The sequence below is a fragment of the Pseudoalteromonas umbrosa genome, assembly GCF_030125375.1.
Taxonomy (GTDB): domain Bacteria; phylum Pseudomonadota; class Gammaproteobacteria; order Enterobacterales; family Alteromonadaceae; genus Pseudoalteromonas; species Pseudoalteromonas umbrosa.
The window spans coordinates 900,460-921,773 of sequence record NZ_JASJUU010000001.1; the positions used below are offsets into that span (position 1 = coordinate 900,460).

Annotated in this window: 15 protein-coding genes and 1 pseudogene; 12 read left to right on the forward strand and 4 right to left on the reverse strand. The window is 38.0% G+C overall.

The features are described 5' to 3' along the window. The first annotated feature begins 131 nt into the window (after positions 1–131). The gene (locus QNM16_RS03890) at positions 132–539 is read left to right on the forward strand and encodes a GFA family protein (RefSeq protein WP_284019276.1); all 408 of its coding nucleotides are present in this window, start codon (positions 132–134) and stop codon (positions 537–539) included. Between the two features lie 71 nt (positions 540–610). Here the strand turns inward: QNM16_RS03890 and QNM16_RS03895 are convergent. Further along, a pseudogene (locus QNM16_RS03895) lies at positions 611–1,498 on the reverse strand (alpha/beta hydrolase). 316 nt (positions 1,499–1,814) lie between these two features. Continuing rightward, a complete protein-coding gene (locus tag QNM16_RS03900) occupies positions 1,815–2,531 on the reverse strand; it encodes a hypothetical protein (protein ID WP_284019277.1) in 717 nt (238 codons plus the stop codon). A gap of 272 nt (positions 2,532–2,803) precedes the next feature. On the opposite strand from QNM16_RS03900, the gene QNM16_RS03905 reads away from it, so the two are divergent. The 9 genes from QNM16_RS03905 to QNM16_RS03945 all read left to right on the forward strand — a co-directional run bounded on the left by QNM16_RS03905 (position 2,804) and on the right by QNM16_RS03945 (position 12,369). Continuing rightward, complete coding sequence (locus QNM16_RS03905; RefSeq protein ID WP_284019278.1) at positions 2,804–3,820, forward strand: D-cysteine desulfhydrase family protein; 1,017 nt, start codon at positions 2,804–2,806, stop codon at positions 3,818–3,820. Positions 3,821–4,031: 211 nt separating this feature from the next. Further along, positions 4,032–4,535, forward strand: coding sequence for a peptide deformylase (gene def / locus QNM16_RS03910; protein WP_284019279.1), 504 nt, complete (start codon positions 4,032–4,034; stop codon positions 4,533–4,535). Between the two features lie 140 nt (positions 4,536–4,675). Next, a complete protein-coding gene (locus QNM16_RS03915; RefSeq protein WP_284019280.1) occupies positions 4,676–5,104 on the forward strand; it encodes a DUF3574 domain-containing protein in 429 nt (142 codons plus the stop codon). A 3-nt stretch (positions 5,105–5,107) separates the two neighbouring features. Beyond that, a complete protein-coding gene (locus tag QNM16_RS03920) occupies positions 5,108–5,488 on the forward strand; it encodes an MmcQ/YjbR family DNA-binding protein (protein WP_284019281.1) in 381 nt (126 codons plus the stop codon). Positions 5,489–5,552: 64 nt separating this feature from the next. Next, positions 5,553–6,179, forward strand: a complete 627-nt coding sequence (locus QNM16_RS03925) for a LysE family translocator (protein WP_284019282.1) — start codon at positions 5,553–5,555, stop codon at positions 6,177–6,179. A 195-nt stretch (positions 6,180–6,374) separates the two neighbouring features. Next, positions 6,375–8,246 (forward strand): DUF885 domain-containing protein, encoded by a 1,872-nt coding sequence (locus tag QNM16_RS03930; protein WP_284019283.1) that lies wholly within the window; start codon positions 6,375–6,377, stop codon positions 8,244–8,246. Positions 8,247–9,035: 789 nt separating this feature from the next. Beyond that, positions 9,036–9,590 carry a hypothetical protein gene (locus tag QNM16_RS03935; RefSeq protein ID WP_284019284.1) on the forward strand — a complete coding sequence of 185 codons (555 nt, stop codon included), beginning with the start codon at positions 9,036–9,038 and terminating at the stop codon, positions 9,588–9,590. Between the two features lie 968 nt (positions 9,591–10,558). Continuing rightward, on the forward strand, positions 10,559–11,281 hold the full coding sequence (locus tag QNM16_RS03940; RefSeq protein ID WP_284019285.1) for a hypothetical protein: 723 nt from the start codon (positions 10,559–10,561) through the stop codon (positions 11,279–11,281). Positions 11,282–11,814: 533 nt separating this feature from the next. After that, a complete protein-coding gene (locus QNM16_RS03945; protein ID WP_284019286.1) occupies positions 11,815–12,369 on the forward strand; it encodes a DUF2628 domain-containing protein in 555 nt (184 codons plus the stop codon). 350 nt (positions 12,370–12,719) lie between these two features. Here QNM16_RS03945 and QNM16_RS03950 read toward each other — a convergent pair whose 3' ends face one another. Next, positions 12,720–13,979: an SDR family NAD(P)-dependent oxidoreductase gene (locus QNM16_RS03950; RefSeq protein WP_284019287.1), complete on the reverse strand. Its 1,260-nt coding sequence runs from the start codon at positions 13,977–13,979 to the stop codon at positions 12,720–12,722. A gap of 407 nt (positions 13,980–14,386) precedes the next feature. Further along, positions 14,387–16,669 (reverse strand): CocE/NonD family hydrolase, encoded by a 2,283-nt coding sequence (locus tag QNM16_RS03955; protein ID WP_284019288.1) that lies wholly within the window; start codon positions 16,667–16,669, stop codon positions 14,387–14,389. Positions 16,670–16,815: 146 nt separating this feature from the next. Between QNM16_RS03955 and QNM16_RS03960 the strand changes: the two genes are divergently transcribed. Then, complete coding sequence (locus QNM16_RS03960) at positions 16,816–18,864, forward strand: winged helix-turn-helix domain-containing protein (protein WP_284019289.1); 2,049 nt, start codon at positions 16,816–16,818, stop codon at positions 18,862–18,864. 359 nt (positions 18,865–19,223) lie between these two features. After that, positions 19,224–21,233 carry a methyl-accepting chemotaxis protein gene (locus tag QNM16_RS03965; RefSeq protein WP_284019290.1) on the forward strand — a complete coding sequence of 670 codons (2,010 nt, stop codon included), beginning with the start codon at positions 19,224–19,226 and terminating at the stop codon, positions 21,231–21,233. The last annotated feature ends 81 nt before the right edge of the window (positions 21,234–21,314 follow it).

Below are 21,314 nucleotides of genomic sequence, written 5' to 3' on the forward strand. Positions count from 1 at the left end.
TGTGCCTATCAAAACGGGTGTTCTAAGTTTAGAAAAGGAATGGCATGTTCGCTAAGATCAGGCGTTATCAATAGTGTTTAAAGTGCAAAAATGTTTATACAATAGAAACAGATAGAATGTGATGTAATAAGATGAAGATGGTTAAAGGTAGTTGTAATTGTAATGCGGTGCAGTTTGAAATTAGTTTACCAATAACGGACATTTATGTCTGTCACTGTTCAATATGTCGAAAAGCAAGTGGCGGAAATGGTGTGTCAGTTGCGGTGGTTAATAACCAACACTTTGCTTGGCTGACAGGTACCGACAAAATCAAAACTTGGCATAAACCCAACCACGACTGGGTTTGTAGTTTTTGTACGCAGTGCGGGTCAAATCTCCCTGGTAAAAACGATGAGCAGCGAATGTACGTGCCGGTAGGATTAATCGCCAATGACGATTTGGCGGGTGCTAAGGTGGTTCACCACATGTGGGTAAGTTCAAAAGCCTGCTGGCACGAAATTGGTGATGAAGGTCAGCAGCACGATGGGTTTATTGGTTAATATCTTTGTATAAAGAGGTGCAAGGGGCACCTCAATGTATGGCAGGCCAAATGTGTTTTATCAGTCCTTGCTTAGTCCTGTTCTGACTCATCTTCGTCAGCTTTAGGGCAAACGCTTGGGTAGCATTTAAAGACTTCTCTTAATCCTCTAAATACACCGACATGTAATACTGAACGATGGTTTTCGTCATGGGTAATGTCGTATCGAATTGTGGTCGCATCTGTGTCAATCAGGCTGTTTGCGGCGTCATCGATTGCTGTGATGTGCTGCAAGTAAAGCGCTTGATGCTCAGGAGGAATGTTTTCTTCATGTGCAGCTACGATATAGACAGAGAAAGCTTTTTCATCAAATGTGTCTTCTGCTGCTTCAACCCACTTTGCAACGATACCATCGTCCCACCACAGTGAAGGGTCAATGGCGACATAGCCTTTAAATAGAGGCTGCATGTGCTCTGATAATAAGCTAGTGATTGTGAACAACCCGCCAAGAGAGTGACCAGACAGCACTCTAAAGTCATCTGTACGATATGTGTTATCAATAAACGGGATAACCTCATCTTTGATAAAGGCTTTTAGTTGGTGGCTTTGTCCGGTTGCGACTGGAATTGGGCTATTTTTAGGTTCTGTTGGGGTTAAATCGCGCGCTCTGTGATGACGAGTATTGATAGCGACCAAAATTGCTTCTGGCAGCATGTTTGAGCGCTATAAGAACCACATATTGTGACCGGTTAAATATTGTAAGTTCTCGCCGTCAGTGGTGTAAATAACGGGATATTGCTTGTCGCTATTTTCTGGCGCATTGTAGCCTTCAGGCAAAATGACCCACACAGTACGCTCTTCACCGAGTGTGGAAGAGGAAATGGTATGTTCGGTAGGCAGATGTTCATACTTATAGTCAAGGTAAGAGGCATTGGCCAAAAAGCTACAGGCACACATCAATAGGAAAGCGAACTGCTTCATAAGTTTACTCCTTTGTTTAAGTTACTTTAAGGACGAAACAGTTATGTAATTGTTTAGCGTTGCAGTTAGTACATAGGTATGTATAGGTTATTTAATTAAATAATTTATAGGTTTTGATCCTAACTATATCTTTAATTGTCGAAAACCTTAAGTCGTAGTGGTTTTATAACAATGAGAGTAAGAGCAGTGACAGAGCTGTCATTAATTATTTTAATATAAATGAGTAAGGCTTTTTCCAATCGACTTAACAACGTAAATGTATTTACTGATGATTAATAAAGGACAAAGCCCATATTGTCCGAAAAACTATTTTTTGTTAGTAACCAAATTTGGCCTCAGCTTTATTATGTAGTTGATCAGCCACATTTTGCGCGTATTTTAAAACATCAAAGTTGCCCTTGAAAAAGCTAATGTCTCCCATGGAGCTGTAAGATTCATCGAACACCTCTTTAAAATCTATGATGTCTTTAAAGTTTTCTGCATTGACATCGAATTTCCCCCAAGCTGGGCCTTTGCCATCAGCTCCTCTGTCGTACGCTAAACCTTGCATGAATAGGGCAGGAACTTGCTTTGCAAGTTCAAGTAGGTCTTCATTTGCATTTAGCTTTTCTTCTAAATAGCTTTTATTTTCGTCACTGATGGTGCCATTGACGACAAATTCACCTTTTTCATCAATCGAAAATCCCCAGCTTGTTGACTCGGCGAGTTTTGGAGCTGTGTTTTTTAACTCGCTCATAAATGATTGGTAGTGTGTTTGCATACCTCTAAATAGGTCCGCTACACCGCCAAAATACAACGTCTGGGAGACTTTGTTGAGTCGTTCAGGGTCGTAGGTATGGGATTCAAGCGTCATTTCACCAACATTTGGGTCATTGATTATATGTTGGTCGTCATGTGATCTATTTTGAACGTATACCGTTGCTAGTGTCTTTACTTCATCAGTAATGGGTTTAGCATCCATAGATGAAGGATTCTTGTTTGGTGCGCTACTTGGGGCTGGTGGCGGAAAATTGGTTTGGTTTGCTATCTTCATTACATAATCCTTATACAGAAGATTTGTCATTGGTTACATATCGACAGTTACACTAAAGTCTTTAGTTATTAATTTCTAATATATATAAACATCTACTATTCATCAAAACGAGCTTTAGACTTTTTGTTGGAGTAATCGATTTATACTGTTTCAAAAATCACTATTTATTTAAGCTGTATCATTAATATAAATAAAATTTACCATTCTATTATAAACGCGTATTTTTGAAATGTTGCATGCTAATTATACACTGTGTTAAAAAGAGTGTATTAATGAACTGTAAAGCTGACTTAATCATGCAAAAATTCTCAATCTTGCAACACTTACCAAAAGCCAAACTAGGCTATCTGCCAACACCAGTTATTAAACTAGAAAATCTTACCCGAGTATTAGGTGGTCCTGATATATTAATGAAGCGGGATGATCTGACAGGCCTTGCTCTTGGTGGAAATAAGACAAGAAAGCTTGAGTACATACTCGGAGATACGATTAAAAAAAGCTGTGATACGGTAATAACTGCAGGTGCTCAGCAGTCCAATCATTGCAGACAAACAGCCGCAGCTGCTGCGAAATTGGAGTTAGATTGTCATCTTTTATTAGGAGGAGAAAAACCTGCCAATTTTAATGGTAATTTATTACTTGATGAGTTGTTTGGTGCACATATTCACTTCACCAAAGAAAATCGAAAAGGAGAAGACATTCCTAATCTCGTCGATACCTTGAAAGCATCGGGGCACTCACCGTATGTGATACCGTATGGGGGATCGAATGAGTTAGGGGCATGTGGGTTTATAGAAGCAGGTTTTGAGCTCTCGACACAAATAGGTGTTGATAATTTAAGCAATATCTTTTTTGCATCAAGCTCGGGTGGTACACATGCAGGTCTGATGATAGCCAAGTCTTTATTGAAACATAAATATGAACTTACAGGCATACAGATTGATAAAGCTGAAAACGAAGCCCATAGCTTTCAACAGCAAGTTGCTGAGCTGGCAAATTCAATGTGCTCATTTTTAAATTTGGCGCAAAGTTATCAAGTTGATGATGTAGTGCTGGATAGGGGCTATTTAGAGACGGGTTATGGTGTTTTGACTGCACAAGAAAAAGAAGCGATCCAACTATTGGCTAAATCAGAGGGGATTTTACTCGATCCCGTTTACACGGGAAGGGCTTTTGCTGCCATGGTAGATAAAATTCAAAAAAGAGAGCTTCCAAAAGATAAACAGGTAATGTTTTGGCACACAGGTGGAGCACCTTCTTTATTTGCCTACAGTGATTCTATGTTGTAGTCGTATAGCAAGGTATACATTGTATCTAGCTAAATAAATGATACGTTTCGGTCTTAAATTGCTTTTATATATTGATTCCTTTAAATTCGCTGCTGCAGGTTTGATCCGCCAGCAGCGTTGCAAATACACTTTTGCAACTAGAACCCTAATATATAAAATGACGCTGAGTCATTTGAACTTTTCAATATAAATTACGGTAAACAAGTAAAATATGGCAGTCCTAGAAATTTTAACAGCCCCCGATCCAAGATTAAAAATAAAAGCAAAAAAAGTAACTGATTTTGATTCTGTTCAGAGCCTGATAGATGATATGTTAGAGACCATGTACGCCACAAGTAACGGCATAGGGTTGGCTGCAACTCAAGTGGGTAGAGAAGAAGCTGTCGTTGTTATTGATATTTCAGATGAGCGTAATGACCCTCTCATCTTGGTCAATCCTGAGGTATCTGAAGGCAAGAATAAAGAAAAAGGCCAAGAAGGGTGCTTATCGGTGCCCGACTACTTCGCAGAGGTTGAGCGTTTCACATCAGTAAAAGTGACAGCGCAAGACAGAGACGGTAATGCAATTGAAATTGAGAGTGATGAGTTTTTAGCCATTGTAATGCAGCATGAAATTGACCATCTTCATGGCAATTTATTTATTGACTATCTTTCACCGTTAAAACAAAAAATGGCGATGAAAAAGGTTAAGAAATACTTAAAGCTCCACGCTTGAGTATGTTCGTTGGAAGCAGCATATTCCGTGCTGCTTCATCATAGCCCCTCCATTCTAAATTATTCTTGAGTGCTTTTTCAGCATCTTGTATGGTTTATCATTGATCCACATCTAAACCATATAACCCTTAAGGAATGAATATGCGAACGCTTAGTTTAAGCTTTTGCCTTGCGATCTTATTACTATCTGGTTGTGCCAGTATTGGTGAGGCAAAAAAACAAAGTCTTGCAGAAACAGCAACTGCTAAGGTGAAAGCGCGCAGTGAAGGTCTCAAAATGTATTTTGGGTTGTCCATCCCAACAGGTGGGCATATTACGACAAGTCAATGGCAGCATTTTGAATCAAACCAGCTAGCGAAAACATTTGCAGGCTTTAGTGTTGTGGATGCAGTCGGTTACTACAAAGGTAAGAAAGAGCATTCAAAAGTAGTCACTATTTATAATGCCTCTGCTGAAGATATTGCAGCAGCTAATTTACTGGCAAAAAAATATAGTCAACTCTTTAATCAAGATTCAGTGCTCATTGCTCTACTCAATGTTTCGCAAGTAAGTTTTGTTGGTAAGGAATAGACAATGAGTTGTGTAAAGGCTGTGCATGAATATCTTTTAGCAAAACCATTTAGTAGCGTTAGTCAACCATTTGGTGAGGGTGTGGATGTATACAAAGTGAAAGATAAAATGTATGCAACACTTGCACTAGAAAAAATGCGTCAGTCGCAAGGTGGACATTGGTGGTTAAATTTAAAATGTGACCCTGACGAGGCTCAAGCGTTGCGAGATATTTTTGACGCTGTTATTCCCGGCTATCATATGAATAAACAACATTGGAACACGGTTATTCTTGATGGCACAGTGCCTAAAGGAGAGATAGAGCGCATGATCGACAACTCATTCTTGTTAGTTGTCAAAAAGATGCGTAAAAGTGAGCGGCAGTCAATATTATTGCATTTGTAATGACTATATTTGAACTTTTAATGCAATAAGCCCTCTTACCTAAATTAATAACAAGGATGGGCCTATGTTTCCTTTCGATGTATTCACTGCATATACCGCAGCATGTCTTCTACTCGTTATTTCACCCGGGCCAGATAACATTTTGGCAATCGCTCGTGGAATAAGCCAAGGGCGATTAGCAGCTTGTATTTCTGCCAGTGCTTCTGGAGTAGGCATTTTATTTCATGTATTTGCAGCGACTGCTGGATTGACGTTATTGATCCAGACCTCAAATATTGCTTTTTACATCGTCAAATTCATCGGTGCCAGCTATTTAGTTTGGCTGGGCATTAAAGTGCTTCTTAATCGCAACTTGATTACTATAGAGTCTGTTGAGGCAAAGTCATATAAAACCATTTTTGCCACTGGCTTTTTCTCCGCGGCATTAAATCCAAAGCCGGGGATTTTTGTACTTGCGTTTGTACCGCAGTTTATCGACCCCAGCTTAGGCAGTGTTTCTATTCAAATGATGATATATGGTGCTTGGTTTGCGTTACTGACCACGCTTGGTTTTGGAATAATGGGCGTTTTTTCGACGCAGCTGAAGAAGTTTTTGGTAAATAGGCCCAAAGTGTTACAGGGCTTAAATATTTCGGCAGGGTTTACTTTTGTCAGCACTGGTCTTGCGGTCGCCTTTATGAAGCAGCGATAACATCTTATATCAGTTCTGTTTATATCAATTCTGTTCAGTCAAAAACGACAGAGTTAATTGATTATTTTACGACAAATAAGTTGGGTGGTTTTTGTAACTTAATTCACTTTTAGTTACATTTAAATTTATCTAATATATTGGAATAAATGTGGTTTTTATTTACTGTAGCTAAAAAAATTAAAGGAGATACCTACAGTGTACAAATCCATTATTGCAATTTCTGTCGTGGCAGTGTTAGCTGGATGTCAAGCGAATAAGGCTAGCACCGGTACTAATTCAGTCAATGCTACAGCACAAATTCACAGTCAAAGTGCCGTAGAGGCAGAGACACAAAGACTAAATGCTTGGTTTGCAGAAAAGTACGAACAAGAAATGCAAATGAGCCCAATTATGATGACGATTTATGGTCGAAAAGATAAATATGACCAAATCGATGACGTGTCTGAGCAGTCCCAGAAGCGCCAGTTAGCTTGGCTGGCAGGTACCGTAGCTGAATTAAGATCGCAATTTGATTACAGCAAATTAGATGATGAGGCTAAGATTTCTTATGATCTTTGGCTTTATGACTATGAGCAAGAAAAGCAGCAAGCAAAGTTTTTTGAAAATGAATACGTGTTTAATCATATGTTTGGTATTCAGTCGTTTTTCGTCCAGTTTATGATTAATTACCATAAAGTTGAAACGATAGAAGACATGCATGCGTACAACACTCGCCTAGTTAAAGGATCTGATGCAATTATTGAGCTGCTTGATCAGGCTCAATCTAGAGCGAAAAAAGGTATTAGACCGCCTAAATTTACCTATGAAGGGGTTATTAACCAATCTAAAAGTATCATCAATGGTGCTCCATTTATCGAAAGCGATAAAGATGCACCCCTTTGGTCAGATGCTAAACGCAAAGTGCAAAAGTTGATTGATGATAAAAAGATAAGTCAAACACAAGGTGATGCGTTGCTTGCACAAACGAAAGCTGCGTTGCAAGGTGAATTTAAAGCATCTTACACAGCTCTTATAAATTGGTTTGAGCAAGATATGGCTAACTTGAAGCAACAAGATGGTTATGGTGTTGGCGACCTTCCAAATGGTAAGGCTTTTTATAATTACAGGCTGGCAGATCAAACCTCAACCAATTTAACCGCAGATGAGATCCATAAGATTGGTCTTGATGAAGTATCGCGTATTAAAAGCGAAATGATACAAATTATTGAGCAAGTTGGTTTTGAAGGCTCTTTAAAAGAGTTTTTTGAATTTTTCCGCAGTGACCCGCAGTTTTTCTATGAGAACAACGATGAAGGCAGGCAAGGGTACATTGATGATTCTATTGCCTATTTAGATGAGCTCAACAAAAAACTACCAGACTATTTTGGGATATTACCTAAGTCAAAATTAGTCGTTAAACGAGTTGAAGCATTTCGCGAGCAACCTGGAGCGGCGCAGCACTATATGCCTGGTACCAAAGATGGCTCTCGCCCTGGGGTTTATTATGCTCACTTGATTGATATGACATCGATGCCTAAAAATACAATGGAGTCGATTGCTTATCATGAGGGCAACCCGGGTCACCATATGCAATTGTCTATTGCACAAGAGCTAGAAGGGATCCCAGAGTTTAGAACTAAAGCACAATTTACTGCATATTCTGAAGGGTGGGGATTGTATTCAGAATTACTAGCGAAAGAAATGGGTGCCTATAAAGACCCATATAGCGACTTTGGCCGTTTATCTAATGAGATGTGGCGTGCTGTTAGGCTGGTTGTTGATACAGGTATTCATGCACAAGGCTGGTCTGAAGAAGAGTCCGTCTCTTACTTTATGAATAACGTACCAATAAATGATACCGCGGCACGTTCAGAAATTCGTCGCTACATGATCATGCCGGGACAGGCTACATCATACAAAGTGGGTATGATTAAAATTCTTGAACTGAGAGAGCATGCAAAAGATGAACTCGGTGCAAAATTTGATATCAGAGGCTTCCATGACACAATTTTAGGCGGTGGTGCCATGCCATTATCTATACTTGAAAGACGCGTGAACACATGGATTGAAGAGCAAAAGCGCTCATAAATAATTAGGGCCTATTTTGAAAGTAACAAATGCACATGCTTTTTGGCCTGTGCATTTTTTAATTTTGGCCATGTTTGTACCAATCAAATCCTGCTATGTTGTAAAAAAACACGTATTCAAAAAAAGACAAGGTTGTGTTTTTAATATAGAGAAAGTGAGCTGCGAGTTCTTGGCTATCACAATGTGTTTGTATAATTTTTTTGATGTCATACTTTAATTTTCATCTTCTAAAATAACTATAAACAGCTCTATATATTGGGTGTTTTCAAGTGTTGGAATTAAATATAACCGAGGTTAATTGTAGTGTTTTTTAGAGTATTATCAGCAATGCTAGGGGGGTTGTCCGGAATTGTGGGGGTTTTACTTTCATTTGTCTATAATGATTCTATTTCCGTGATTATTATTCAGCTAATGGCTTCAACATTCTTTGCCTTACTTTTTATTTTTTACTCATTAACAGGGAAAGAGATGGTAACTGAATTTATAAAAAGATTTTTCTAAATTCAGAGGTTTAAGAAATATTAAATTGAAAGTATGGATGCTCCGAGTATGTCAACCCAAGTTGTTTTCTATATAGGAGATTAAGTACAGGTTGACGAGCATAATAAATAAATGACACTTATCTCAATGTGTGTCGTCATTTATAAAATAGGCTTAAAAAGTTGGTATAAGTGGTTGTCATGTTAAATGTTGTTTATATCTATATTCTAACATAGTTCTTTTATAAATAATATTTAAAGAAATATCGGGGGTATGAAAAATGCAATTTACAGTGGGTATTAGTTCCCAATGAAGATTAAATTATTACTGGCGACTTTTCTATTTTTATCACCCGTTTCATTGGCTGGGAAAAAACTGGGATTAACCGATTTTAATGTATATGACAGAGGCGATGGAAAGTTTGAGTTGATAGCGCTACATGTATTAAAAGGAAGGCCAGGCTCAGAACTCGTTGAATTCAAGTTGTGTGGCAAAAGTATTTTTGTGAAAGGAATCCATGGCCAATCTCAAGTTATGATTGATAAATGCGCAATTGATTTAAAGGAAATATCAGTAGCATTATACTATGAGAATGAGGGAGAACGTTCCTTGTACGAATATTTTCAACCTGAAGCTTGTACTAACGCAGATATATACTCAAGTATAAGTCGTGAATCCAAAGATAGCATTACTGTTTTCTTAGCAGACTTTACTATTGGTGAGCTTGTAAGCATTTCCACTGTTTCTGGCTTATTGCTTGATAGGTTTCGTACTATCGCAGGGTGTACTTACTTTAAAGAATTCCCTGGGTTATCAGAACAATCTGAATTAATTATAAATGATAGATTATTCAAAATAGAGTAATAACAAATATAAAAGAAACCCAACCCAAAGCCCTGATATAGTTGACACATATGGATGCTCTATCTATGTCAACTTAAGTGAATCTATCGTGGTAGATAGAACTTGAATTCGGGTAGTGTTTTTTCTTATGCTCCATACACACGAGATGACTTCAATGGCCTACATCGGGATTTTAAAACTAGTGTTAGTCAGTATCGAAGATAGGTATTATGTTTCCTGTAAATAAATCGATTTTTATTTGGTAGCGCTGTTGTAGATAAGATTTTTCAAGAGTAATAGGTTTTGTATTGAGTATCAGAACTTTTGTTGCATTAATGAAAAACGGGGCTCGTACCAGTTGGAAGTGTTGTTATATAGCAAGTGGTTCAGCGCCTACAAATGGGTTTTCTAAAAGATGATTAAAAAATTATACTTAATTATTATCTTTGGTTATTTAATATATGTGGCAATTATAATAATTGACTTTCAACCATCGAGCTTTTTAAGTTTTATCATGGTTACTTTTGTATTTTTTTATTGCTCTTATAATTTAATTAACTTTTTTAATGGAAAGGGTATTCGAGTATCTATGGTAGAAAAGTTAAACGATATCCCTAAAAATACTGATGAGAGGCTGATAGCCGTGATGGCGTATGTTGGAGTGCTAGTTATTATAGTTCTAAACAGTGCTTTTGAGATTTATAGTTGGCTAAATTAATCCCATGAATTAAACAAAATTTAAAAAGTCTAAAGAAACAGAAATATCCTCAGTCTGGTCACTACCTTTGCTCACGGATTCACAATCAGGTCAGATGTAATGATATGTAATAGTAATTATTAATCCGCACTCTATCTTTGAAGCACAGCTAGCAAAACTGCTAGCTTGGAACGATGTGTACAGCACTGTGGAATTCGTGCTCTGTTGTTTTTTACTTGCACAACATTGCGAAATGCATCACTTACTGATCATTATTTAAAAGGAATATAATATGTCCATTCGTGTAAATGTATTGGCTAATACTAACTTTGAACATCAATCATTACCTATAGCATCTCGCGACGCGTTATCTGGCACTAGTCAAAATCAAAAATTCAACGAGCTAAAAATGGAGAACGGTTATGGCTCGGCAACAAGTGTCTCCGTATCGCCAGGTTATCATGCAAAGGTAGATGCGCATGTTAAAATCAAAATGGTCTCAATTACGCAGCAAACTTTTGACCAGATTGTAGATGAAGCAAAACGTAGTGATTCATATCAGCGAAACAGCCAGTTTCGTAAAGAGCTGGAAAGCGCTACATACACCTCAGCAGGCTCTTCAACAAGAGGGATCTTTGGTTGGCTACTAGGAGGTGGCAGCGGCTCATTTTCAAACAAAACTGAAAATCTCACTGAAGCAATTAACGACTATGAGGTAGGTCAATCCTCAAGTGATACTACTGTTGCAAATTCAATTGCCAGTATCATGGTCAACAACCAAAGTGAAGTTGAAGTCACGGGAACAATTTCTGTAACCGGTGAACTTCTAGTGCCTTCACCTACAACGCTAGTTGTTGAGACAACGACCTTTAAAATGGAAACCGCATCGGGTAATGCGGCGTCTGTGAGCATTATCAACCAAGCACCAGTGGTTCCGGTTGATACCCAATCAAGCACAGTTAGCGACAACACTGTTGCACCGGGCTCAAGGCTAAACGTAACACCACTTGGCTAACCAAAAATAAACTTATTAATAGGTACACAAGTTAAAGCTTCAGCATTAGCTGGGGCTTTAACTTTTGACAGTCTGTGCAACAGACTGTTGCTCAAATAACATTGCAAAGAATGCATGTTTTCTCGGCTATCATTTGCAATTGTGCTCGACAAAAAATGATTGTTGCTTCTGCATAGCTGCTGTATCTTGAATTACCCACTCCAACAGGGGGGAGTTGATATGAAATGCAACATACTTCTCGTTGTGCATAGTGGTTTTCAGTCCTAGAAAGTTTGAAAGCTATCTAAGCTTGTCTATGAATTATCATCATTTGAACATTTATTAATATAATCATGGTTGAATTGTGTACAGTTTGTTTTGGTTTCGTACAAGTATGGTGGGCCATAGGCACACACACTTAATTAGGGCCGCAGTCGCACTGCCAGATTTATCACAAGCAAAAGGAATTGCGTGGATTACTCAGCTGAGATCAGCGATTTTTTTGCCTGCTGGCAATGTAATATTTCAGAGCAAAATTTATAGGGATGAAAATAATGAGTGAAACAACAAATACAGAATCTACTAATCCGGGATCGACTTCTACTGTGCCAGAATCATCATCTGATTTTGAGCAATACCAATTGTCAGAAAAGTGGCTAAAACGTTTTAAATTACTCAAAAAGCTTGGCGCTGATTCTCAATCCATGTTTTCTATTATGAAAACACCTGAATTTAAAGGACTATCGAACTCAGACCGAATAAGTGTTTCGCTAAACTTTTTCGTTCTGTTTTTTGGGCCTCTATATTATTTGTTCAAAAAAATGTGGATGAAAGCCGGCTTCATGTTTGCGAGTATTTGGGTTTTCAACGGGTTGCTTTCAATAGTTGAGGGATTAATGGGTTTTACCTTCCCCTCTGTGATTTTTTGGGTGGTACCAAATGTTATATGTGCTCAAATAGCATGTTATGACTATTACAGACACGTGACGGCTGAAGAGAAAATATGGCCTCAATTACCGGAGTTCTTTAAGAAGCCTGTAGGGATCATTTCATATTTAGTCGCTTCGTTTGTCTTTTTGATGGTGGCTGTTTCGTTAACAACTTTATGATAGTCGCAATATTTTAAATAGGGTCTAATGGACCCTATTTATTATTAAACGTTTAACTAATATGTAAAAATACCTTAGTGGTTTTTATCTATGTAAGTTATTTAGCCTGTATTTGTTTAAAGCTTTTGACAGGCGCCAAGTAAGCTATATTGCTAGACTCAGTTAAGGAAAATAATCCCGTTGAAGTGGGCGGATAAGTTTAAGTTTGCGAGTTAAAAAGTTACGTCATAGGGCAAGAACCGCAATGATGATAAAGCCCTTGCAGAGGTTGTTCGGGCTTTTATGTAGTGCATTATCTTTTTACTTAGAAATTTAAGTTTAGGTATAAACAAGTTATAACGATACTTAACTTAGTAAGAGAGCTGGTAAAAATGCCTACGTGTCGGGCTGCAACCTGGCAACTTCGCGAACAATGGAAATAATATCCTTGCAGCACCATCAATTTCATCTAAAGGTGGTACCACCCATGGCCTATCATCTTCATAATACTCATCGACTGAAAACCAACCTGGATCGCAGCCGTGCACTGCAAAACGTTTTCCTGATTCTGTAAGTAAATCAGGCTTTCGTGCTAAACATTTGGTCAGCATATGTAGCGCAGCTTTGGCCATGTTTGTTTGTAGGTGTAAATCTGCTTTTTTGGTATTAAATACGCCTTCTCTAGCGTGTACGTTGATAATGTAGGGCGAAACTAAAGATTTCTTTAGCAAGGGGGTTAGCTTTTGAATTAACAGTGTCGGAGCAACTGCATTAATTCGGTAGCACTCTTCAGACTCTTGTTGTTGGAAATCATTTAGTCGCATATGCCAGCTATTCGTATGTGTATTACTTACAAATTTAGGGTCGCCATAGCGATTTGTTTCAACTTCACTTTCAGTGTTACTTGTTGAGCCATATTGTTCTGACTTGTCTCGTGCCCTAATAGTTTGTGCTGCGCAATTTACTAAGATATCTAAAGACTTGATCATCGATAGTTTTGCTTTTAGATTATCAAGAGAGAAGTCTAAGTTGTCAGTATCCAAATCAAGCGCTAGTAATATAAGGCTGTCTTTCCAAACATCGTAGTCAGGGTATTTTGAAAATACTTGCTTAGCAGATTCAGTGTTACGGGTTGTAACGATCACATACTGGCAATCAGCACGGAGTAACTTGAGTGCAATTTGGTGTCCTAATTTTGTTCTTCCTCCGGTAACTAAAGCAGTATGGTTGGTCAATTGTCGACTAAAGTGTCGGTACTTTTGATTTAGAGCGCCACACTTGTAACAACAAAATAGATAGGTTGGGTGGGGATTTCGAACAAACTTGTGGCATTGATAGCACCGTATGAAATGTTTTTTGGATGCCAAGCGCACCCGATTACTTGGGTCTGGCAAGACAGTTCTTTCTAGCTCGTCGAGGTCATGACAAGTAGGTTGCAGTTGTCGGGTAATACTGTTGTTTACATGTGCTTTTTTAACGCAGCAATTATGCTCATTAATGTCATAATGCGTGACAGCTAATTGATAAATATCTTTTTGTTCTAGTTTGGTATTTTCTTTGAAAAAGTGCTTACTTTTATTGGCTCCATAAAGGGCTTTAGGAATGCCATATGGGTTCTTACGTTTACTCAATATTTAACCTGTTTATAATCGTTACTAATAAATGCATTTAGCTACAAAATTTTCACAGCTTGATATACCATCAAGAGACGAAAATTTATCTGATTTTATACATAACGTTCATTGATTTAAAAGTATTAATAGGCTGAATAGCACTAACTTTTGGCAACATTAAATATCGATAAATTAAATTATTAGGTTCTGTATGACTTCAGCTTAGAATGAGGTGTTTCCGATCATTACTATGTCTTTTATGAAGCATGCTTGTTGGTCTTTGAACGCCCATGTTCAAACATCCGCACAATATTATTAGCGTTAATCTACTTACTTGACGTTGTGGTATTTATTAATTAGTTTTTAGCTCGATGACTTAGACCGCAAATCGAGCTAGTTTTTTCATAAGTGTTAAAATTCACAATTTATAGTGGTGCGATCGGAAGGTGAATTTTCGAATCTGCAAACCAATTTAATATCAAAGGTTCTTTTGCATCTTCAATGGTTTCGACGCTGACATCCTTGCCCGTACCCATGTTGACTTGAGCGTGCTCATTTTTATTCACATCCAGTACCAGTGCTAATTTGCTGCCTTTTATTAACTTTCTTGCAGTCATACGAGTATTCACTAACGGGAGCTTGGTTTTTTGGTTTGGTGTAAGCAGTTGGCGTTTTGAGCTGTTATTTGCATAACTTGCTCGACTGCGATAATGGGCCAGATGAAATGTTTGACCGTCAGGCATAAGTTGATAAAGATTAAAGCCAATATCTACGTCCTTTTTGTTAATTGAGATAAATACGTGGCCTGACGGTGCACCAGCGTATTGCATATCTTGCTCAAATTCGTCAGAAACAAATACAACCCCAGTTTCATCAGGCAGTTCTGGTAGTATCACGTTCATATAGTCAATATTATGCTGTACTTTTCTATCAGCAAGGTCAACAACTTGAGTATGCTGCGCAATAGGGTTTGGCTTTTGTTTTAATAAAGACTGGTACTTGCTCTTAGAGGGGTTGCCTAAGTAAAAATCTATACCTTGCTGGTTTAGTTGCTCGTAACTGTCAACGTGGTGCCAAGTATTATTTCCCATCAGTTGGTAGTTAACTTTATTTTTTACAAGATCGGGGACTGGTGCACTATTTAAAACATGGTCAAACCATTCAAATACCACTTTTTCAGTGTCTTTTTGTAACGCGATTGGGTCAAGTTTGTAATTTGTAACATGGCTGTTTGGCACAGCTTGCGCAGTCCAGTGGTCATAGGGGCCAATTAGTAGGCTGTGATTTGCTTTTGGATTATATTTATAGTGCTCGTTCATAAAATGAATAGCGGATATTTGCCCTCCATCAAAATAACCTGTGATTGAGAGCACTGGAATTGTGATGTCAGCAAACTCTTCGCCAAAAGGGACCATGGCTTTGTAGTAACCATCAAAACTCGGGTGCTTTAATAATTTTTGAAACAAGGGGTTTGGGCGTCCTTCAATTTTATCTATATCTTTGAAAGCCCGACCACTGTTAAATAACGTTTTGTTTAAGTTGTTCCAATGATCTCTGTTTGCATACTCACTGTTGTCCATGGTTTTATTATTTGTGACGTGAAATCCCCACTGGTAATTGGCTGTTAAGAATATGTTGTTTTCCATAGGTAAACCAAGGGCTGGGTGTGCTGCAGAATAAGGAGCAATGGCTTTTAATGCAGGATGCTTGTATTTTGCTGCTGCCCACTGGGTAAAGCCATTGTAGCTGCCACCATACATCACCACTTGACCATCACTCCAGCTTTGTTTGCTAATCCAATCTATGATCCTATGTGCGTCTATCCCTTCATTGACCCATGGTTCAATTTTATTTTTACTTAGTCGTTTACCACGGGAATTGACAACAATACCGATATACCCATTTAAAGCAGCATATTTGGCTGTTTTTATATGCCGGCTCTCATCAGCGTAAATCGTAAATTGAAATGCGCTTGTGTATGATTTATCAATATTTTTCGGCCTTACGATGGTCGCTGTGTGTTCAACCCCTTGAGTTGTCGTGATCAAGCGTGAGGGTTCGATAATGAAATCCTTTTGCCACTTTTTTTGAATCAATGGGTGTGCAATGACATAGACGCTTGTCATGATTTTAAGGTCCATAGTGCTCGATGCAAGATGAATTAATTGTTGGGTATTGAGCGTTTTTGTATCCCTTATTTCATTAATAAGATTAGTAAGTTGCTGGCGTTTATTCTTGTAAGTGTTGTTTAGATTATGTTCATATTGAAATAGTGCAGCATAGCTTAATGGGTTTAGTTTGTTCGTGATTAACTGTCTGAGCGTTGAAGGGGAACTCTTTTGAATACTTGCAATGTACCATTTTTGGAATTCGCTGAAGTCTATTCTTGTTTGTTGTTCAGCATAAAGCTGAGCGTTCAATGCTTCGAAGTCTTGTAAAATTAAATTTAAGTTGATCTGTATACTATTTGATTGCTTCGAAACTAATTCAGTTGGTAGTTGTTTAATTAATGGCAGTAATGAGCTAAAAAACAATTCAGAATCAGCAATATGAGTGATATTAATATCATCAGCATATAGTTTTTTCATAAGGCTTGTTGGTAACGAAATATGTTCTTCTACAGCCTGGCCTGGATAAGGTAAGCTCATAGCTAATAAAATGGCGATTAAAGCAATTACTTTCGCAACATTTTTAGATAAAATGCACATTACTGTTTTCCTAATTCTTAATAATCGGAATCAGTTTATTTTGGTTTTTTTTAAAGTATTGATAATAAAATAACTTTTTATGATTTTTTATGCCTGAAAATATTAATCAATAAATACAATCACTTAATAATAATAAAAGAGATGTGATGCATTGGAAAATTGGCGAAATTACGTTTTGTGATCAAACCCTTACTTTAACTTGTGATGATAACAAGACACAGCTTGAGCCTATGGTTTCGGAAGTACTGCGTTTTTTCTGTTCAAACCCAAAAGTGTTGGTGTCTAGAGATGAGTTAATTGAGCAGGTGTGGCAAGGGCGGATCGTAACTGATAATGCAGTTAACCGTGTGATCACAAAATTGAGAAAAGCACTAAAAGATGATCCTAGAAGTCCTAAGTATATTGTTACTTATCCAAAAAAAGGGTATCAATTTATTGCACCTGTCAATACGCTAGAGCATATATCGAGTAGTCAAACACAGATTCAAGGTTTTGGTTTACCAATTGGGGAATATAAAACAGTATTGATGCCGATATCCGGTATTTTTGCTATTATTTTACTCATCGCTTTATACTGTATATTTCACTATAACCAGAAATCAACGATTCAACTTTTAACAGATGTCAACGCGATAACTCGTGAACCTGGCTTAGAGTTAAATCCTCATTTATCTTCTGATGGCAATTTCCTTCTATTCACCGAAGTGAATGATGGGAACATCAGTTTAAAATTAAAAACACTACATACCGAAAATGTTGAAACCATAGAGCATGGACCTGAAACTTGGGAGGGGCCAGGTGTTTGGCGCAAAGATGGTAAGGCATTTATTTATCTCACTACCACTTCAAATAGCTGCCAATATTTCATGAGAAGCTTTGGAAACGGTAAGTTAGGTACACCAGAGCTAATACACAACTGTCGTTCAGGCAGTTATGGGAAAATTATTTTCACTCATGATGAAGATTTACTTATTTTTAATGAGTCTACCTATCCTGGCGGGCCTTTCTATCTATATTCTTTTCAAATATCAAACAGGAAAATAACTAGACTTCGGCAGCCGCTGGCGGGTCTTGGAGGGTACAGTCAGTTCGATTTGCACCCTACAAAAAATAAACTCTTGATCAGCGCAGTTGATAAGCAATTGTCGACTGGACTATATGTAATTGATATAGAGAAAAATGCTTTTTATCAATTGTTTGACAGTGAGGGAGGCGCTGTTTGGGACCACTCAGGCGAACGAATTACTTTGCTTGAAGGCTACCCAGCAAATGAAATTGTGAGTTATGACTTAGAAGGGCAGGATAGAGTAGTTCTTTACTCCAATAGTCATCCGTTATTTGGCTTAAACCGTCATTCTGACGGTCAGGGATACTTGTTTAGCACGGGGGCTCAAGATCGCAATATTACATATTACTCTATGAACAATGCTGTTACACAAACATTGGCAGCGACCTCTGTTGACGAGCGTCTTGCACGATTCTCTTATAACGATAACAGAATTGCGTATATCAGTTTGGCAACGGGAAGTGAGCAAGTGTGGCTATATGAGTTTAATACTCAGCGCAGAGTCATGCTCTCTAAGTTTAACAAAGCACAATATTTTATCGATTTAAAATGGTCATTTGATGGTCGATTTATTTTTGCACTAACGCAGGATGGACTTTTCAAAATATCGTTAAACAGTGGCAGAATTAAACAGCTGAAAATACCACAAGTAGAAATTAGCGGCTTGTCTGTAAAAGATGTTCATACAATAGCATTTAGTCTAAAAGGTGCTGATAAATGGCGAGTACATTATTATGATATTCGTGATGATAAGTTATCGAGTGAAGATCCTAAATGGCAGTTTGTTTCATTCTCAACCATTGCAGAAGATATAATATGGCAAGACGCCCATGGCACATACTTTACCGGTATTGACTTTGCTCTTGTGAAATCTGAAAAAATTCAAGCAATACCATTTGTTGTTCAAAATAGATTTAACTTGCAGAAGCAGGATAATCTATGGCTTTGGCAAAAAGCTAAGTCTCGAAGATATCAGCTATATCAGTATGATGAGCTAGTACAAAAGCAAAAGCTGCTCATCACTTCAGATACCAGCGACTTTGACTGGCAGAACGACAAGCTGTTGTATAACTCGATTTACTATGCTAATTCAGACATTTACTCGATATCTGTAGATAATGTTAAGTAAAATAAGGTGCACTTCAGTAATTGGTGCACCTTCGAACCATCTCTTTTTATATTGAAATGCCCTCAAACTTCTGCGCCCTTATTGATTGTATCTAAAATGTTTGCCAGTCATAGTTACACGTCGCATTAAATGTGAGTAAAGAGGTCGATTCTTGAAACATTGTTTTTTTAGACTAAGTTATATGTAACTCGATAGACTGATTTCTCTCATACAATAATAGCAAGCATAATGATTCAACATGGACGCTACCACTCGTGTTATGTGATTTCACACTAGGTAATAGGTTAGGATAGCCTTCGCTAAGATTGCCTTTTTATGGTGAGAAGCCTTTCTAGACAATGTAAATAAAGTTGCATCACATGAAACTAGATAAAAAACTCTACCTCTCTTTTGGCATAATTGTCATGTTAATGGTCATCTCAAGTGCAGTGACTTGGATGCAAGTTACATCACTATCTGAAGTCACAGAAGAAGTTCACAGTGATGATGTTCCCGCAGCTATTTATTACTTACAGCTGATGGATGAAATCGGTGATATGCATGTTGAGTTACTCGATTATGTTGTTGGCAATGAGAGCAAAAAAGCTGAGTTTTATGACAACTACGATGAATTCATGGATGTATTCAAAAGTTTAAGGCCTCTTGAATCAGCGACAGAATCTGACAGAGCAAAAATGGCAGAGATTGAACGTATTGTTAATGAATTCAAAACTAGAGCAGAAAGAGAAGTGTTCAGTGTTTATGATCCTGTTACGGAAAGGTGGGCTTTTGAGTTTGTTGATAAGCTCGAAAACTCAGTGGGGGCAGAGCTTGAAACATTGCTTGATAGGCTTAAAGAAGAGGAATTCGCTGATGCCTTGAAGACCACAGATATCGTTGAAGCCGTTTCTGATGATTTACCGGGCGTACGTTTATATTTAGAAATGGTCGATGAAAAAGGCGATATGCTTGCATCTCTCACTGAATTTATGACTGGTGAACTAGATGAAAAAGAAGCTTTTGAAGAAGCTTCAAAAAGATTCATCAAGTACTTAGAGCTGTTAAGACCATTAGAGAGAAAGCCCGCTGAAGTCACCAATCTGAACAAAATTAAGCAGTTGCACGATGAGTTATATAAAGAGGCACATGAGGTTTTCAAACGTTTTGACCCAAGTGCAAAATCAAAATCAATTGCTGTTGTGCATGAGCTTGAAGTTGTTTTGTTTGAAAAAATGGAAGCGATTTTAGACAAATCGACAAACGAAGAGAAGGCCGATGCTGAAAGAGCATTGATAAAACTTGATGAAGATATGCGTGGCATGCTAACCATTATTTTTGTTCTTACAACTTTGGCAGCCGTTGGCAGTGGCGTGGTAGCTTTTATTTTAAGTAATTCAATTTCATCAAGAATTACTAATGTTTTAAATGTTGCTACTGAAACAGCAAGGGGTAACTTATCTTTACAGCCGTTGGTTCATGAGGGTAAAGATGAAATTGACGGTTTGGCTAATGCATCAAATGAAATGGTAGAGTCTTTGAGCAATCTAATTCGTAATGTTGAACAGGTGGCTAGCAACGTGGAGTTATCAGGTGAAGACATCGCTGAGATAAATCAAAGAATAGCCAATTTAAGTCAAAGTAGTTCTGAACAATCAACCATTATTGCAGATGAAATTGGCCGAATGAGTGCTACGGTAGCTGAAGTGGCACAGCGAGCCAAAGATGCAGCAGAACACGCTGAAAGTGCCCGTGATTTGGCTGATCAAGGTGGAGGTGTTGTACGACTGACAGTGGATGAAATTACGAATGCAGCAAGCGAAGTACAAAAAACGGCGAGTACTATTACTAGCTTGGGTGATTTAAGTGCGCAAATCGGTGATGTTATTGGAGTAATTGGTAGTATTGCAGAGCAAACGAATTTACTTGCCTTGAACGCAGCTATCGAGGCTGCCAGAGCCGGTGAGCAAGGCCGAGGGTTTGCTGTTGTTGCAGATGAAGTAAGAACACTTGCAGAGCGCACTACAAAAGCCACTGGTGAAGTATCTTCGACAGTGCAAGCCATTCAAGATAAAACACAGGTTGCAGTAAATGCGATGAATGTAAGCGTTGAACAAGTTAACAATAGTGTTGATCTTGCTCAGCAAGCCGGTGGTTCGCTGAATGAAATTGTCAGTGGTGCGCAAGAAATTGCTGGTATGATCCAATCTATTGCTATCGATACTGAAGAGCAAGCAAGGGTAGCAGCTGATATGTCGAAAGAGATTGTAAAAGTAGATGACTCGAGTAAGCGGTCTCTATCTGATACGCAAAATGCTGAAGTTGCTGCAAACAAGTTGAAAGGTCAATCAGCTGAGTTAGTGAGGTTATTAGAAGCGTTTAGGCTTAGCTAGTCTAAACACCAATAAAAAGAAGTTTGTAGAGGTATAGCAAGATTTGAACTTTTAACATACTAATAGTGACTGCTTCACTTT

What these genes read in the sequence shown, in the direction of transcription:
- QNM16_RS03905 (WP_284019278.1), top strand. Translation starts at nt 2,804, where the DNA reads ATGAACTGTAAAGCTGACTTAATCATGCAAAAATTCTCAATCTTGCAA.
- QNM16_RS03945 (WP_284019286.1), top strand. Translation starts at nt 11,815, where the DNA reads ATGAGTGAAACAACAAATACAGAATCTACTAATCCGGGATCGACTTCT.
- QNM16_RS03960 (WP_284019289.1), top strand. Translation starts at nt 16,816, where the DNA reads ATGCATTGGAAAATTGGCGAAATTACGTTTTGTGATCAAACCCTTACT.
- QNM16_RS03890 (WP_284019276.1), top strand. Translation starts at nt 132, where the DNA reads ATGAAGATGGTTAAAGGTAGTTGTAATTGTAATGCGGTGCAGTTTGAA.
- QNM16_RS03900 (WP_284019277.1), bottom strand. Translation starts at nt 2,531, where the DNA reads ATGAAGATAGCAAACCAAACCAATTTTCCGCCACCAGCCCCAAGTAGC.
- QNM16_RS03965 (WP_284019290.1), top strand. Translation starts at nt 19,224, where the DNA reads ATGAAACTAGATAAAAAACTCTACCTCTCTTTTGGCATAATTGTCATG.
- QNM16_RS03925 (WP_284019282.1), top strand. Translation starts at nt 5,553, where the DNA reads ATGTTTCCTTTCGATGTATTCACTGCATATACCGCAGCATGTCTTCTA.
- QNM16_RS03940 (WP_284019285.1), top strand. Translation starts at nt 10,559, where the DNA reads ATGTCCATTCGTGTAAATGTATTGGCTAATACTAACTTTGAACATCAA.
- QNM16_RS03935 (WP_284019284.1), top strand. Translation starts at nt 9,036, where the DNA reads ATGAAGATTAAATTATTACTGGCGACTTTTCTATTTTTATCACCCGTT.
- def (WP_284019279.1), top strand. Translation starts at nt 4,032, where the DNA reads ATGGCAGTCCTAGAAATTTTAACAGCCCCCGATCCAAGATTAAAAATA.
- QNM16_RS03920 (WP_284019281.1), top strand. Translation starts at nt 5,108, where the DNA reads ATGAGTTGTGTAAAGGCTGTGCATGAATATCTTTTAGCAAAACCATTT.
- QNM16_RS03955 (WP_284019288.1), bottom strand. Translation starts at nt 16,669, where the DNA reads ATGTGCATTTTATCTAAAAATGTTGCGAAAGTAATTGCTTTAATCGCC.
- QNM16_RS03915 (WP_284019280.1), top strand. Translation starts at nt 4,676, where the DNA reads ATGCGAACGCTTAGTTTAAGCTTTTGCCTTGCGATCTTATTACTATCT.